We start from the raw sequence: 14,915 nt of genomic DNA, 5'->3' as shown, positions 1-14,915 counted from the left end.
GCATCGCCACCCGCACCCCGGGCGGCGGACCCACCACCCCCACGACAGCCGTTCCTGTGCTGCCTGGGGTGGTCACGCACCGTCGAGCCGGCCGGAACCTCCCCGGCGCCGGCCGGTCCCGGCGTGACCCCCGCCGCCCAGCCCGGACGGCGAGAGGATCAGTTGGCCTGCGGAGGCCCGCCCCACCACCCAGTGGGGAGTCGCTCGCCCTCCAAGGCGAGGATCCACAACATCCCACCGGAACACCCGGTGAACGTTAGTGGACACCGCACTAGGGTCCCCGGCATGCCTTTCGACATCGCCCGCACCCGGGCCGCCTACCCCGCCCTGACCGAGGGCTTCGTCCACTTCGACGGGGCCGGGGGCACCCAGACCGCAGCCGGTGTGATCGACGCGGTCGCCGACGCCATGCGCACTGCGGTCGGCAACCGCAGCGCCGCCTTCGCGCCGGGTCGCCGGTCGCTGGAGCTGGTGGCAGCGGCCCGGTCGGCGGTAGCCGACCTGCTCGGTGCCGACCCGGCCGGGGTGGTGCTGGGTCCGAGTGCCACCGCGCTGATGTACACCCTGGCCCGTACGCTCGGCGCGGGCTGGCGCCCCGGCGACGAGGTGGTGGTGTCCCGGCTCGACCACGACGCCAACGTGCGGCCGTGGGTGCAGGCCGCCGAGGCTGCTGGCGCGACGGTGCGGTGGGCCGAGATCGACCGGCACACCGGTGAGCTGCCCGCCGGCCAGTACGCCGAGCTGGTCAATGAGCGCACCAAACTGGTCGCGGTGACCGCCGGCAGCAACGCCATCGGCACGGTGCCGGACGTGCCGGCGATCGCCAAGGCCGCGCACGCGGTCGGCGCACTGGTCTGCGTCGACGGCGTGCACTCGGTGCCGCACGGGCCGACCGACCTGGCCTCGGTCGGCGCCGACGTGCTGGTCACCAGCGCCTACAAGTGGTCCGGGCCGCACCTGGCGGCGATGGTGGCCGACCCGGCCCGGTGGGCGGCGCTGCGCCCGGCGAAGCTGGTCCCGTCCTCCGACGCGGTGCCGGACCGGTTCGAGTACGGCACCCCGAGCTTTCCCCTGCTGGCCGGCGTGGCCGCCGCGGTGGACCACCTGGCCGGGCTGGACCCGGACGCCGTCGGGGACCGGCGTGCGCGGGTGCGGGCCGGGCTGGCCGCCGCCCAGGCGCACGAGGAGGCGCTGCTCGACCGGCTGCTCGCCGGGCTGACCGAGCAGCCCGCGATCACCGTCTACGGCTCGCCGGCGCGGCGCTGCCCGACGGTCTCCTTCCGGGTCGCCGGGATGTCGCCGGCCACCACCCAGGAGGCGCTGGGGACAGCCAGGTTCTGCCTCTCCGCCGGTGACTACTACGCCTACGAGTACTTCCAGACGATGGGGCTGCGGGACAGCGGGGGCGCGGTCCGGGCCAGCATCTACCACTACAACACGGCCGACGAGGTCGACCGGTTGCTCGCCGAACTGGACGCGCTGGCGGGGAGAATGGCCCGATGAGCACCCTGGTCGAGGACAACCCTGCCAAGCGCCGGTTCGAGATCCTGGTCGACGACGCGTTGGCCGGCTTCACCGCGTACCTGACCCGCGGGGAGGTGCTGGTCTTCACCCACACCGAGGTGGACCCGGGCTTCCAGGGCAAGGGCGTGGGCGGCGCGCTGATCCGGGGCACCCTGGACCAGGTACGCGCCCGCGGCGGCACGCTGGTGCCGCAGTGCTCGTTCATGGCCGCGTTCATCGAGAAGCACCCGGAGTACGCCGACCTGGTCGCCGTTCAGCCGTAGCGCCGGGCCGCCTCAGCCCGTTTGCGGGCGTCGGGTCAGCGGACGCCGGTCAGCACCTCGGCGGCAGCCCGTCCGCTGGCCCGGGTGGCGCCATGGGTGGCCAGGTGCACCGCGCCGGTGACCAGCTCGGGCACGCCCAGCTCGACCACGACCGCGTCCGGCCGGGCGGCCAGCGCCCGCTGCACCGCGGCACGCATCCACTCGTGCCGGTGCAGGTCGCGGACCACCAGCACCAGCGGGCGGTTGCCCGCCCCGGCGCCCGGGTCGGTCGGCACGTCGTGCTGGGCGTAGCGCACCGCGCTCGTGCCGGGCAGCAGCTCGCCCATCGGTACGCCGAGGCCCCATGGCGTCTCCGCGCCGATGGCGATGTTGCGCGGTGGCTCGAACTCGACCACGTGCGCCGCGCGGGTCAGCGGCAACGCGGGCGTCCCGCCCCCGGTCCCGGCCGCCGCGACGGTGACCCGAACGGCGCGGCGGGCGGCGACCAGCCCGACGTCCGTGCTGCCGCGCGCTCCGGTCGACCGCTCGGAGCGGGCCGCCACCGTCCAGGCCGCGAGCTGGCCGACCCGCTTGGCTGCCTCGGCGAGGCGCTCCTCGGGCAGCTCACCGGAGACGACCGCGGCCACGATGGCGTCGGCCAGTTCCCGGGCCGACTGCTCGTCGGCCCGTTCGCCGCCCACGCAGATCGCGTCGGCCCCGGCGGCGAGCGCGCGGACCGCCGCCCCGGCGAAGCCGTACCGGTCGGCGACCGCGCGCATCTCCACCGCGTCGGTCACCACCACGCCGGAGAAGCCCATCTCGTCGCGGAGCAGGCCACCCAGGATGCGTTGGCTCAACGTCGCCGGCAGCTGCGGGTCCAGCGCGGGCACCAGCAGGTGGCCGGTCATCACGGCCTGCACCCCGGCGGCCACGGCGGCCCGGAACGGGGCCAGCTCGACGGCGTCCAGGCGGTCCCGGTCGGCGGTGATCCGGGGCAGGTCGTGGTGCGAGTCGACCCGGGTGTCGCCGTGCCCGGGGAAGTGCTTGGCGCAGGCGGCGACGCCGCCGGCCTGCAGCCCGCGTACCCAGGCGGCGGTGTGCCGCGCGACCAGCGCCGGGTCCGCCCCGAACGAGCGGACGCCGATCACCGGGTTGGCCGGGTTGGAGTTGACGTCGGCGTCCGGGGCGTAGTCGAGGGTGACCCCGGCCCCGGCCAGCTCGACGCCGAGGTCCCGGGCGACCGCCTCGGTCAGCTCCGGGTCGTCGACCGCGCCGAGGGCGAAGTTGCCGGGCCGGGAGCTGCCCCGGACCGACTCGATCCGGGTGACGTCGCCGGCCTCCTCGTCGATCGCCACGATGACGTCCGGCCGCTCGGCGCGCAGCGTCGCGGTCAGCGCGGCCACCTGGGCGGTGTCGACGACGTTGCGGGCGAAGAGGACCACCGAGCCGAGCCCCTCACCGAGCCAGCGGCACACCCACGGTGGTGGGGTGGTGCCGACGAACCCGGGTTGCAGGACGGCGGCGGCCAGCGCCGGAAGGTGCCCGCTGGGCGCCGTCACGCCGCCCGCCCGTGGCGGTCGGCGTTGGTCCCCGGCGCTGGCGCGCCCGCGCCGACCCGCTGGTTGCGCTCGCTCATGCGGCCCCCGTACCCCATCTCTCGCGCGCCCTCGGCGCACCGCCACCGGCAGGCGGTGCTGCCATGGTCACACCGAGCGATTCAATAGTCAATAAACCTTACAGTTGCCTGGAGGCACGGTCCCCGGGAGAGTGCGGGGATGGATCCCGCCCTGCTGGCCGACGCGACGAGCCCGGCCGATATCCCCGGCGTACGCCTGCTCGGCCTGGTGGTCGGCGCGCTGCTGCTCCTGGCCGCGATCCGGGCGATGTTCGGCCGACGCTGAGCGCGACCCCGCCGGCGCGATCGGGTGAGAGCCGGCGGACCGGGTGTGGCCGGCGACGGCCGGGGTACCGCTAATCCACCCAGCAGGTCCGTGCCGAGGGGGGACGATGAAGGTCGGCTACATCCTGTCCAGTGAGGAGTTCACGCCGGCCGAGCTGGTAGCGCAGGCGCGCGGCGCCGAACAGGCCGGCTTCGAGGCGCTCTGGATCTCCGACCACTACCACCCGTGGGTGGACGCACAGGGGCAGAGCCCGTTCGTCTGGTCGATGATCGGCGCGCTCAGCCAGGCCTGTTCGCTGCCGGTGACCACCGCGGTGACCTGCCCGACGGTGCGGATCCACCCGGCCGTGATCGCGCAGGCGGCGGCGACCAGCGCGGTGCTGCACGGCGGGCGGTTCGCACTCGGCGTCGGCAGCGGCGAGGCGCTCAACGAGCACATCTTCGGCGACGCCTGGCCGCAGGCCGACGTCCGGCTGGAGATGCTGGAGGAGGCCGTCGAGGTGCTGCGGAAGCTCTGGACCGGCGACTTCGTCAACCACCACGGCAAGCACTACACCGTCGAGCACGCCCGGATCTACACGCTGCCTGACACTCCCCCGCCGATCTACGTCTCCGGCTTCGGCCCGAAGTCCATCGACCTCGCCGCCCGGATCGGCGACGGCTACGTGAGCACCAGGCCCGACAGCGAGATGGTCCGGCGCTTCCGGGAGAACGGCGGCGGCGACAAGCCGTGCCAGGCCGGATTCAAGGCGGCGTACGCGGACAGCGAGGACGAGGGCATGCGGATCGCGTACGAGCGCTGGCCCAACGCCGGGGTCCCGGGCGAGCTGTCCCAGGTGCTGCCCTCGCCGCGCCACTTCGAGCAGGCCGCCCAGCTGGTCCGGCCGGAGATGCTGAAGGAGGCGTTCGTGTGCGGCAACAGCGCCGACGCGCACGTCGAGATGATCGGGAAGTTCGCCAAGGCGGGCTTCGACGAGGTGTACGTGGCCAACGTCGGCCCGCGCTACCAGGGCCTGTTCGACCTCTACCAGCGCGAGGTCCTGGCCCGGGTGCGCTGAGTCCGTGGTGCCTCGGCGAGACCTTGGACGGTTGCCGTCGACCGCGTTTCGGCGGTGATCGGGCCGGGTACCTCCGGCCCTCGATGAAGCTGTCCACGCACTCGATGACGTTGCGCCGCGCGGCGCGGAGCCTCTTCGGCTGGACCGCGTTGCGGCCCAACCAACTGGCGGCCATGCGCGCGGTGATGAAGCGACGCGACGCCCTGGTCGTGCTGCCCACGGGCGCCGGCAAGTCCGCCATCTACCAGATCCCGGCCAGCCTGATCCCCGGCCCCACCGTGGTGATCTCCCCGCTGCTGGCTCTCCAGCAGGACCAGATCGCGGCCCTCAACGAGCGCCAGCGTCCGGAGCTGCGGGCGGTGCGGATCAGCTCGAACGAGTCGGCCGCCCAGCAGGCCGAGGCGGTCAACGAGATCCGCGAGGGCCGGGCGGAGTTCCTGTTCATCACCCCGGAGCAGCTGAGCAACCCCGATCGGATGGCCGAGGTGGCCGCACTCAAGCCGGCGCTGGTGGCGATCGACGAGGCGCACTGCATCTCGGCCTGGGGGCACGACTTCCGCCCCGACTACCTGGCGCTCGGGCACCTCATCGAGGGCATCGGACGGCCACCGGTGGTCGCCCTGACCGCCACCGCGTCCCCGCCGGTACGCGACGACATCATCGCCCGGCTGCGGCTGCACAAGCCGGAGGTGGTGGTCTCCGGGCTGGACCGGCCCAACCTGTTCCTGGAGGTGGCGCACTGCCCCACCGAGGACTACCGGTGGCGGCGCCTGGTCGCGCTGCTGCGTGACGATGAACGGCCGGGAATCATCTATGTGCCGACCCGCCGCGCCGCCGAGGAGCTGGCCACCCGGTTGACCGACGCCGGCTTCCCGGCGCAGTGCTACCACGGCGGAATGGCCGCCGGGGCGCGCTCCGCGCTGCACGAGGCGTTCCTCGCCGACCAGGTGCCGATCATGGTGGCCACCTCGGCGTTCGGGATGGGCATCGACAAGCCCAACATCGCCTGGGTGGTGCACATGGCGCTGCCCGACTCGCCGGACAGCTACTTCCAGGAGATCGGCCGGGCCGGGCGCGACGGGCAGCCGGCCCGGGTGCTGCTGCTCTGGCAGGCCGAGGACGTGGGCCTGCAACGGTTCTTCAGCGGTGGCCTGCCCGACGAGAACGAGCTGCGCGACCTGGCCGCGCTGCTGCGCCGTGAGCCGGCCACCAAGACCGAGCTGCGCGAGGCCACCGGCCTCGGGCCGCGCAAGCTGGGCCAGTACCTCTCCCTGCTGGAGCAGGCCGGGGCGGCCGAGCCGCGGGCCCGGCAACGCATCGGCGCCCCTCGCTACTCCCCCACCCCGGTCGACGCCGCCGCGGCGGCGCTGGCCGAGGCGGAGCGGCAGCAGACCGTGACGCGGTCCCGCACCGACATGATGCGGGCCTTCGCCGAGACCAGCGCCTGCCGGGGGCAGACCCTGCTGGCGTACTTCGGCGAGCAGATGACCCAGGTCTGCGGGCACTGCGACAACTGCCATGCCGGCACCAGCGTCGCCGACCAGGGGGCGGTCGGGCCGTTCGCGGTGCACAGTCAGGTGCGCCACCCGGAGTGGGGGCACGGCATGGTGCTCGGGTACGAGGAGGACAAGATGACGGTTCTCTTCGACGAGGTCGGGTACAAGACGCTGTCGGTGCGCGTGGTGTCCGAACAGGGCCTGCTGACCCTGGACTAGCCTGACCGGGCACCGGGCCAACCGATTGACCAAGCAGAGCAGGGTGGAAGGGGCGTTGCCGTGATCGAGCAGCCGGCGTACACCGGTTTCGGTTTCTCCGACGAGGAGTGGGGGCTGTTGGTCGGCCTACCTCAGTCGGTGCTGACCGCGGCGAGCGCCGCCGAGTCCGACGGCACCCGCCGGACCATGGCGGAGAACGCGGCCGGGTTGGAGACCATCGCCGCTGGCCGGGAGTCGGCCAGCCCGCTGGTCGCCGCTGTGGCCGGCGAGATCGTGACCCGGGTCGGCGACCCGGAGACCGGCGAGGAGTTGCCGGTCATCGCGCCCGCCGACCCGCGGGCGATGATCGACGACGTGCTGCTTCGGGCCGGCCAGGCCGCCGCGTTGCTGGGCACGCGGGTCGACGAGGGTGCGGCTGGAGCGTACAAGCACTGGCTGGTGAAGATCGCCGAGCAGGTGGTGGGCGCCGCTTCCAGCGGCGGGCTGCTCGGCCTCGGCGGCGAGTCGGTCAGCGACTCCGAGCGGCGCTTCCGCGACCGGCTCGCGCACGTACTCACCGACTGACCGACGAACCACCCGACAACAGCCAACCGGGCGGCCGCCCGGTGGTCCCCCGCACGGGCGGACCACCGGGCGGCCGCTCTGCTCCGCCGGTCACGACGCCGCCGGACCACCCGGACCGGTCGGGGTCGGCGTCCGCTGCACCGCCGTCCCGGCCACAGCCGGTGGGACCGGGACCGGGTCGGCGGCCAGCACTGCGGGGTCGCCCGGCCGGGCTCCGCGCAGCGCGACCAGCGCGGTCACCGCGCCCAGCAGCATCGCCACCATGGCAGCGATCGCGGCGAGGTGCAGCCCGTCGGTGAACGCCAGCCGGGCGGCGTGCAGCACCGCGTCGCCAAGCTCGGCCGGCAGCCCGTCGGCCACCGCCAGCGCACCGCCCAGCGTCTCCCGGGCCGCGTCGCGGGCATCCCCCGGCAGCCCGGCGGGCAGGCCGTCGAGGACCTCGCGCCGGTAGACCGCGGCACCCACGCTGCCCAGGATCGCCATCCCGAGCGCGCCGCCCAACTCGCTGCTGGACTCGGTCAGCGCCGAGGCGACACCGGCCTGCTCCGGCGGCGCCGCGCCGAGCACCAGCTCGGTGACCAGCGACATCACCATGACCAGCCCGGCGGCGTAGATGCTGGCGCCGAGCAGCAGCAGCCAGAGCGGCGACTCCGGGGTGACCCGGGTGAGCACCACGAAGCCGACCACGGCGATCCCGAAACCCGTCCCGATCAGGTACGCCCGCTCGATGCGCTGGGCGAGCGCGGCGGCGGCCGGGGCGATTCCGCCCACCGCCAGCGACGGCACCAGGCTCCACAGTGCCGCCCGCAGCGGGCTCAGGCCGAGCACCGACTGGAGGTGCTGGGTGGTGAAGATGGCGAAGCCGACCAGGGCGAACATCGCCAGCAGGTTGACCGCGAGCGACCCGGCGAAGCCCCGACGGCGAAACAGCGCCAGGTCGATCATCGGGTACGCCCGGGTCCGCTGCCGGTGCAGGAACAGCGCCCCGACCAGCAGGCCAGCGACGATGGCCAGCACCCGAGCGGCAGTGACGCCGTCCCGGGCCATCTCCTTGATGCCGTAGATCACCGGCAGCAGCGCGCCAAGCGACAGCACCGCGCTGACCAGGTCGAACCGCCCGGCCGTCGGGTTGCGGAACTCGGGCACCAGGACCGGGGCGAGCAGGAGCAGCAGCAGCATCGCCGGAATGTTGATCAGGAAGATCGAGCCCCACCAGAAGTGCTCCAGCAGGATGCCGCTGAGCACCGGACCGATCGCGATGCCGCCGGTGAGCGTGGCGGTCCAGATGCCGATCGCGGTGCCACGCTGCTTGGCGTCGTGGAACATGTTGCGCACCAGGGCGAGCGTGGAGGGCATCAGGGTCGCCCCGCCCACGCCCAGCACGGCGCGCGCGGCGATCAGGGTGGCGGCGCTGTCGGCGTACGCGGCTAGCAGCGACGCCGCCCCGAACGCGGCGGCGCCGATCAGCAGCAATCGGCGCCGGCCGATCCGGTCGCCCAGGGCGCCCATGGTGATCAGTAGCCCGGCCAGCACGAAGCCGTAGATGTCGAAGATCCAGAGCTGCTGGGTGCCGGTGGGGCGCAGTTCCTCGCTGATGAACGGGACGGCGAAGTAGAGCACCGACACGTCCATCGAGACCAGGAGCAGCGGCAGCATCAGCACCGTGAACCCGATCCACTCCCGCCGGCCCGCGCGCGGTGCCGGTGCGGTCGTCGCTGTCATGGGAAGACTCCTTCTGCGTATGGCGTACGCTGTTCTGCGTAGACCATACGCAGAACTAGGATGGCGAGGCAAGGAGGAAATGTGGCGGCGAAGACAGACGACAGCGGCCCGGTGATCCCGCCGGCCATCGAGAGCGCCTGGGGGCTGCGCGAGCGGCCTCCCAAGGGGCCCCGGCCCGGGCTGACCGTGAGCGGCATCGTGGACGCCGCCGTGCGCGTGGCCGACGCCGACGGGCTGGCGGCCGTCTCGATGAGCCGGGTGGCCAAGGAGTTGGGCGCCGCCACCATGGCCCTCTACCGGCACATCGGCTCGAAGGACGAGCTGCTGATGCTCATGGTGGACGCCGGGTACGGCCCGCCGCCCGGTCCCGCCGCACCGGACGCCGACTGGCGCGCCGGCCTCACCCGCTGGGCCTGGGCCGAGCACGACGTGCTGCGGCGGCGGCCCTGGCTGCTGCACGTGCCGATCACCGGCCCGCCGATCACCCCCCAGACGCTCGGCTGGATGGAGGACGGGCTGCGCTGCCTCGACGGCACCGCGCTGGCCGAGGGCGAGCAGATGTCGACACTGCTGCTGATCACCGGGTACGTCCGTAACGAGGCCACCCTCACCACGCAGATCGCCGAGGGCAGCCGGGCCGCCGGCATGAAGCCGGGCGAGATGATGCCGGCGTACGGCCGGATGCTCAGTCGACTCATCGACCCGGCCCGCTTCCCGGCGCTGCACCGGGTGCTGACCTCCGGCGTGCTGCACCAGGACGACGACCTGGACGAGGAGTTCACCTTCGGCCTCGACCGGATCCTCGACGGCATCGAGGCCCTGATCCGGCGGCGAGCGGTCTGAGGAGCGCCGGATGCTGCACCGGGACACCGTCGACACCACCGTCCTGCCGCCAGGTGAGCGGTTCGGGATGTGGCTCGACCTGGTCGCGCGCACCTCGGCGCCGCTGCGGATCCGGTCCGCGCACACCGACGACTTCGCCGCCCGCGCCGACTTCATCGACCTCGGCCCGATCCAGCTGGTCGAGTACCAGTACCCCTCGCTGGACGCCACCCGCACCCGCAAGCTGGTCCGTCGCTCCGACCCGGAGTTGTACGTGCTCGCCCTCACCACCGGCGGCGTCGGCACGTCCAGTCAGAACGGTCGCCACAGCGAGATCCAGGCCGGCGAGTTCACCTTCTACGACGCCTCCCGCCCGCACGACGTCTGTCACCACGCGACCGAGCCGGAACGGGACCAGGCCACCTCGATCATCACGCTGATTCCGCACGCCGCGCTGCCGCTGCCGCCGCAGCGGATGGCCGCGCTCTACGGCGGCCGGATGTCCGGCAGCGAGGGAATCGGGGCGCTGCTGGCGCAGTTCCTGCTCCAGGTCACCGGGCACCCCGAGCAGTACCACGCCGCCGACGCCAGCCGGCTCGGCGCGGTGGGGCTGGACCTGGCCACCACCATGCTCGGACGGCACCTGCTCGCCGAGGACGAGGTGCCCACCGAGGTACGCCGCCGCGCGCTGGTCACCCAGGTGCAGGCGTACGTCCACCGCCACCTCGGCGACGCGGCACTCAGCCCGCAGGCCGTCGCGGACGCCCACCACATCTCGCTGCGCTCGCTGCACCGACTGTTCGAGGGCGAGGAGTCCACCGTGGCGTCGTACATCCGGGATCTGCGGCTGGCGCGGTGCCGGCGCGACCTCACCGACCCGGCGCTGCGTACCCAGTCCGTGCAGACCATCGCCGCGCGCTTGGGGTTTCCCGACAAGGCCCACTTCAGCCGGGTGTTCCGGGGCGCCTACGGGCTGAGCCCGCAGGCGTACCGCGAGGGCTATCCGGATCCGGCGCGGATCGTCAACCGCCCGGCGTCCACGGTCAACTCGTCGCGGGCAGACTGAGAGGCAGCGCGGCCGACCCGAGCTCCTGGTCGGCCGCCAACGGGGGCCGTGGCGAGGCGCCCGCCGCCATGCCGCGGCGGGCGGCCGCCCGGTGTCACCTCCGCTCGCCAAGCCGAGACCCCGGTCCCGTCGCTCTCTCCCCAGGAACGTCGGCGGGGCCGGTCAGGCCTTCTCCAGCAGCTCCAACACGACCCGTTCGACCTCCTCCCGCGGCGCCCGCGGATCCACCGGCACCACCATCCCGTCGTGGTAGAGGTCGACCACACGGGGGTCCACATAGGATGCACGCGCCACCGTGGGGGTGTTGCCCAACAAGTCGGCCACCGCGCGCATCACCGCGACCACGGCCTTGCGCCGGGCGGTCATCGAGCGCGCCGGGCCGACGGTGGCCAGCTCGGTGGCGGCGAGCACGGTGGCGTGCCAGGTGCGGAAATCCTTGGCCGTCATCTCCCCGCCGCTGGCATCGCGCAGGTAGCCGTTGACCTCGTCGCTGCGCACGTCGCGCCACTCCCGACCGTCCCAGTAGCCGAACAGCCGGTCCGCCTCCCGTCGGCGACGGCGCAGGTTGGTCAGCACCTGGCACAGCTCCGGGTCCTCGATCCGGCGCACCTGCTCGATGCCGCCCTTCGCGGGGAACTCGAAGACCACACAGCCGCCTCGGGTCCGGGCGTGCTCCGGGCGCAGGGTGGACACCCCGAACGTCGGCTCGTCGCCGGCCGCGTACTGGTCGCTGCCGACCCGGAACATTCCCATGTCCAGCAGCCGGGCCACGGTGGCCAGCACCCGGTCCCGACCCAGCCCCCGGCCGTCCAGGTCGCGCCCCACGCGCTCGCGCAACACCGGCAGCCGCCGGGCCACCTCCAGCATGTGGTCGAACTTCGCCTCGTCCTGCTTCTCCCGCCACAGCGGGTGGTACACGTACTGCTTGCGCCCGGCCGCGTCGACGCCGGTCGCCTGGATGTGCCCGTTCGGGTACGGCGAGATCCAGACGCCCTGCCAGGCCGGCGGGATGACCAGCTCGCGCAGTCGGGCCAGGACGTCGGGGTCCTTGACCGGGGCGCCGGCCGGGTCGACGAAGAGCCACCCCTTGCCGCGCCGTCGACGGCCGTATCCGGGCCGACCCGGATCACTACGCCGCAACCGCACCGGAGACCCGCACCACCCGTTCCACCTCAGCCACGGCGGCCAACACCTCGTCGAGGTGCACGGCCGCCAAGGTCGGATGGCTTCCCACCCCGTCCCACCTGGGCCGGTCCCCCTCGCCGGCCCAGAGCACCCGGTGCCGGGGCCGGTCCGGCGGCGGCCCCCAGTGCGCCGGCGGCACCGGCCCGAAGAGCACCACCGAGGCCGTGCCGTAGCCGGTGGCCAGGTGGGCCACACCGGTGTCCCCACTGACCACCAGTCGGGCGTCGGCTACCAGCGCGGCCAGCGCGCCGAGGTCGGTCCGGCCGGCCAGCACGGCGGTGGGCGGCAGGCCGGCCGCGTCGGCCACCCGGGCGGCCAGCGGTCGCTCGTCGGCCGATCCGGTGAGCAGCACCCGGTGCCCCCGGTCGGTGAGCGCCCGGGCCAGCGCGGCGAACCGCTCGGCGGGCCAGCGCTTGGCGGGAATCTTGCTGCCGGGATGCAGCACGGTGGCGCCGGTGGGCAGCCCGGCCGGCACGGGCCGGCGCAGCGCGAGGTCCCCGGGGTCGGCCGGGATCCCGTACCAGGACAGCAGCCGGCACCACCGATCCACCTCGTGCTCGTCGGCGACCCACCGCGGGCCGGCGGTGAAACCGGCGTCCCGGTTGGCGAAGGCGAGCAGCCGCCCGGGTCTGGCGGCGGCGAGCAGCCGGTGCGACTGCGGGCCGCGCCCGTGCAGGTTCACCGCGACCTCCGGAGCCGGGCCGGGCCACGCCGGTCGATCCAACCCGGCGGTGTCGACCAGGTGGTCGACGCCGCCGACCAGGTCGACCAGCGGGGCCAGCCAGGCGGGCGCGGCGAGCGCCAGCTCCCGATCGGGGTACGCGGCGCGCAGCGCCCGCAGTGCGGGCACCGCCGTGACGAGGTCGCCGACGCCGAGGGCGCGCAGGACGAGGATCACGGGTACGAGGTCTCCTGCTCGGCGCAGACCACCAGTTCGCGTACCGCGCAGCCGGAGGGCTGGCTGAGGGCGAACATGATGGCGGCGGCGGTGTCGGCGGGATCGTTGAGGATGGCGTCCGCCCCTGGCTTGTACTGCGGGTCGCGCTCGTCGAAGAAGGCAGTCCGCATTCCGCCCGGGATGAGCAGGGTGACGCCGACCTGTCCGGCGAGTTCGGCGGCGAGTGCGCGGGTGAAGCCGACCACGCCGAACTTCGCCGCGCAGTACGCGGTGGCGTCACTGACCGCCTTCACGCCCAGCGTCGAGGCGACGGTGACGATGCGGCCCCGGGAGATCTGTAGGAACGGCAGGGCGGCCCGGATCACCGCGGCGGTGGCCAGCAGGTCCACGGCGATGATCCGGTCCCAGGTCTCCCCCGGCACGTCGGCGAGCCGGCCCGGCACGTCGATGCCGGCGGCGGTGACCACCGCGTCCACGCCACCGGCCTGCTCGGCGATGTGCCGGGTGGCCACCTCGGCGGCCCGGGTGTCGGCCAGGTCGCACTCGGTCCAGGACACCCCGTCGTCGGCCGGCGGCCGCCGGTCCAGCACGAGTGGCCGGCCACCGGAGGCGGCCACCGCGGCGACCACCGCTGCACCGAGCCCGCTGGAGCCGCCAGTGACCAGCACGGTCGGCCCGGCACCGGGTGACGTGGCAGTCATCGCGTCCGCTCCCCGCCGGGCGTGGCCGACGACGGCGCGGAGAACCCGTCCTGCTCCACCGGTTGGGCGACGGTGCAGCACGCGCCGGTGGCGTGCCCGGAGCGGGCGATCATGTCGGTGGTGGACCGGCCGTCCAGGTACGGCACCACCACCGTGTGACCGCCCCACCGGCGCAGGACCTCCGCCTCGGGCAGCGTCGCGGCGTCTCCGCCGCCGGTGGCGTAGTCCCCGCCCTTGACCCAGATGTCCGGGCGCAGCCAGGACAGCGCCGCGTCCGGGGTCGACTCGTCGAAGATCATGACCGCGTCCACACAGCTCAGCGCGGCCAGCAACCGGCTGCGATCGCCCTCGGACATCACCGGCCGCTCCGGCCCCTTCAACCCGGCCACACTGGCGTCGGAGTTGACGCAGACGATCAGGCAGTCGCCGAACTGCCGGGCGGCCTGCAGGGTGGCAACGTGCCCGGCGTGCAGCAGGTCGAAGCAGCCGCCGGTGGCCACCACCGTGCCGCCGGAGGCGCGCACGTCGGCGAGCAGTGTGGCGACCGCCGCGACACCCACCCGATCACCACCCGAGCCGACCACGCCGGTGCTCACCGGGCCGCCTCTCGTTCCCGACTGCGGCAGTGCCGCGGCCACTCCCCCACCGGCCACGTACGCGGACGCCTCGGCGACCGCGGCCTGCACCGCCTCGGAGACCAGCGCGCCCTGAGCCAGCGCGAGACTGGCGGCGGCCGCGAACCGGTCGCCGGCCCCGCAGGTGTCCCCCTCGGCGCTGCCCGGGGTGGGCACCACCAGCGGCGTCGATCCGGCGTGACAGAGCAGCGCGCCGTCCCCGCCCAGGGTCACCGCGACCGCGCCGGCCCGCCAGCGCCGGCGCAGCCCCTGGGCGCCCCGGGAGGCGGTCGCCAACCGGGACGCCCCGGGCAGGGTGGGAACCAGCTCGCGTACCTCCGACTCGTTCGGTGTGGCCAGGTGCACGCCGGGCACCGCGGCCGGTCCGCGCGGGTGCGGGTCCCACACCACCGGCGCGCGGGTGGCGGCCAGTGCGGCGCGCAGCGCGGGCTGCCGCGCCACCCCCCGGCCGTAGTCGCTGACCAGCACCGCCGATGCCGCGCCGATCACCCGCAGCACCTCGTCGGAGGGCTGGCCCGGTTCGCCGGGCGCGACGCCGCGGTCGTGGCGCAGCAGCACCCGGCCTCGGGCCCGCAGCCGGATCTTCTCCGGCGTCGCGCCGGCCAGGGCCAGCGGATACACCTGCACCCCGGCGGCGGCGAGCAGCGAGCTCAGCCGGGCGCCGCCAGCGTCGTCGGCGAGCGCGGTCACCAGCACCACCTCGGCGCCCTGTGCGGCCGCGAAGACCGCCGCCAGGCCGGCGCCACCGGGCCGGTCGATGGCCGAGGTCTCGTCGAGCACCGGCACCGGGGAGTCCGGGCAGAGGCGGTTCACCACCCCTTCCACGTCCCGGTCGAGCAGGGTGTCCCCGATTACCACCACGGGTCCCCTCACGCTTGCCTCC

General features: G+C 74.2%; 14 protein-coding genes. 8 read left to right on the top strand and 6 right to left on the bottom strand.

What is annotated here, in order from left to right:
• Positions 1 to 285: 285 nt before the first annotated feature.
• Together ABZV00_RS24735 and ABZV00_RS24730 are read left to right on the top strand one after the other, a co-directional pair.
• Positions 286 to 1,503, top strand: coding sequence for a cysteine desulfurase-like protein (locus ABZV00_RS24735; RefSeq protein WP_355610014.1), 1,218 nt, complete (start codon positions 286 to 288; stop codon positions 1,501 to 1,503).
• The gene (locus ABZV00_RS24730) at positions 1,500 to 1,787 is read left to right on the top strand and encodes a GNAT family N-acetyltransferase (RefSeq protein WP_355610012.1); all 288 of its coding nucleotides are present in this window, start codon (positions 1,500 to 1,502) and stop codon (positions 1,785 to 1,787) included. Before ABZV00_RS24735 ends, ABZV00_RS24730 begins: the two co-directional genes overlap by 4 nt.
• Before the next feature lie 35 nt (positions 1,788 to 1,822).
• On the opposite strand, the gene ABZV00_RS24725 is transcribed toward ABZV00_RS24730, so the two are convergent.
• Positions 1,823 to 3,325 (bottom strand): glycoside hydrolase family 3 N-terminal domain-containing protein, encoded by a 1,503-nt coding sequence (locus ABZV00_RS24725; RefSeq protein ID WP_355610010.1) that lies wholly within the window; start codon positions 3,323 to 3,325, stop codon positions 1,823 to 1,825.
• Between the two features lie 216 nt (positions 3,326 to 3,541).
• Between ABZV00_RS24725 and ABZV00_RS24720 the strand changes: the two genes are divergently transcribed.
• From ABZV00_RS24720 to ABZV00_RS24705, 4 genes are all read left to right on the top strand, one after another.
• Positions 3,542 to 3,667 carry a hypothetical protein gene (locus tag ABZV00_RS24720; protein ID WP_255421242.1) on the top strand — a complete coding sequence of 42 codons (126 nt, stop codon included), beginning with the start codon at positions 3,542 to 3,544 and terminating at the stop codon, positions 3,665 to 3,667.
• Positions 3,668 to 3,773: 106 nt separating this feature from the next.
• On the top strand, positions 3,774 to 4,724 hold the full coding sequence (locus ABZV00_RS24715) for a TIGR03557 family F420-dependent LLM class oxidoreductase (RefSeq protein ID WP_355610008.1): 951 nt from the start codon (positions 3,774 to 3,776) through the stop codon (positions 4,722 to 4,724).
• An 83-nt stretch (positions 4,725 to 4,807) separates the two neighbouring features.
• Positions 4,808 to 6,439, top strand: coding sequence for a RecQ family ATP-dependent DNA helicase (locus ABZV00_RS24710; protein WP_355610006.1), 1,632 nt, complete (start codon positions 4,808 to 4,810; stop codon positions 6,437 to 6,439).
• Positions 6,440 to 6,499: 60 nt separating this feature from the next.
• Positions 6,500 to 7,003 carry a hypothetical protein gene (locus ABZV00_RS24705; RefSeq protein ID WP_355610004.1) on the top strand — a complete coding sequence of 168 codons (504 nt, stop codon included), beginning with the start codon at positions 6,500 to 6,502 and terminating at the stop codon, positions 7,001 to 7,003.
• 90 nt (positions 7,004 to 7,093) lie between these two features.
• Here ABZV00_RS24705 and ABZV00_RS24700 read toward each other — a convergent pair whose 3' ends face one another.
• Positions 7,094 to 8,725, bottom strand: coding sequence for an MFS transporter (locus ABZV00_RS24700; protein ID WP_355610002.1), 1,632 nt, complete (start codon positions 8,723 to 8,725; stop codon positions 7,094 to 7,096).
• 81 nt (positions 8,726 to 8,806) lie between these two features.
• On the opposite strand from ABZV00_RS24700, the gene ABZV00_RS24695 reads away from it, so the two are divergent.
• Positions 8,807 to 9,568: a TetR/AcrR family transcriptional regulator gene (locus tag ABZV00_RS24695; RefSeq protein ID WP_355610000.1), complete on the top strand. Its 762-nt coding sequence runs from the start codon at positions 8,807 to 8,809 to the stop codon at positions 9,566 to 9,568.
• Positions 9,569 to 9,578: 10 nt separating this feature from the next.
• On the top strand, positions 9,579 to 10,613 hold the full coding sequence (locus ABZV00_RS24690; RefSeq protein WP_355609998.1) for a helix-turn-helix domain-containing protein: 1,035 nt from the start codon (positions 9,579 to 9,581) through the stop codon (positions 10,611 to 10,613).
• A gap of 162 nt (positions 10,614 to 10,775) precedes the next feature.
• Here ABZV00_RS24690 and ABZV00_RS24685 read toward each other — a convergent pair whose 3' ends face one another.
• Genes ABZV00_RS24685 through ABZV00_RS24670 form a run of 4 tightly spaced genes read right to left on the bottom strand, consistent with a single transcriptional unit; the run spans position 10,776 to position 14,905 of the window.
• Positions 10,776 to 11,759 (bottom strand): DNA topoisomerase IB, encoded by a 984-nt coding sequence (locus ABZV00_RS24685; protein ID WP_355609996.1) that lies wholly within the window; start codon positions 11,757 to 11,759, stop codon positions 10,776 to 10,778.
• Positions 11,743 to 12,696, bottom strand: a complete 954-nt coding sequence (locus ABZV00_RS24680) for a glycosyltransferase family 9 protein (RefSeq protein ID WP_355609994.1) — start codon at positions 12,694 to 12,696, stop codon at positions 11,743 to 11,745. The genes ABZV00_RS24685 and ABZV00_RS24680 overlap by 17 nt, the downstream gene beginning before the upstream one ends.
• Positions 12,693 to 13,397 (bottom strand): SDR family oxidoreductase, encoded by a 705-nt coding sequence (locus tag ABZV00_RS24675; protein ID WP_328425869.1) that lies wholly within the window; start codon positions 13,395 to 13,397, stop codon positions 12,693 to 12,695. The genes ABZV00_RS24680 and ABZV00_RS24675 overlap by 4 nt, the downstream gene beginning before the upstream one ends.
• Positions 13,394 to 14,905, bottom strand: a complete 1,512-nt coding sequence (locus tag ABZV00_RS24670) for a PfkB family carbohydrate kinase (protein WP_355609991.1) — start codon at positions 14,903 to 14,905, stop codon at positions 13,394 to 13,396. The genes ABZV00_RS24675 and ABZV00_RS24670 overlap by 4 nt, the downstream gene beginning before the upstream one ends.
• Between the last annotated feature and the right edge of the window lie 10 nt (positions 14,906 to 14,915).

It is taken from the genome of Micromonospora sp. NPDC005173, from assembly GCF_040608515.1.
In the GTDB taxonomy this organism is placed as follows: Bacteria; Actinomycetota; Actinomycetes; order Mycobacteriales; family Micromonosporaceae; genus Micromonospora.
This window is presented reverse-complemented; position numbering and strand designations above follow the sequence as displayed.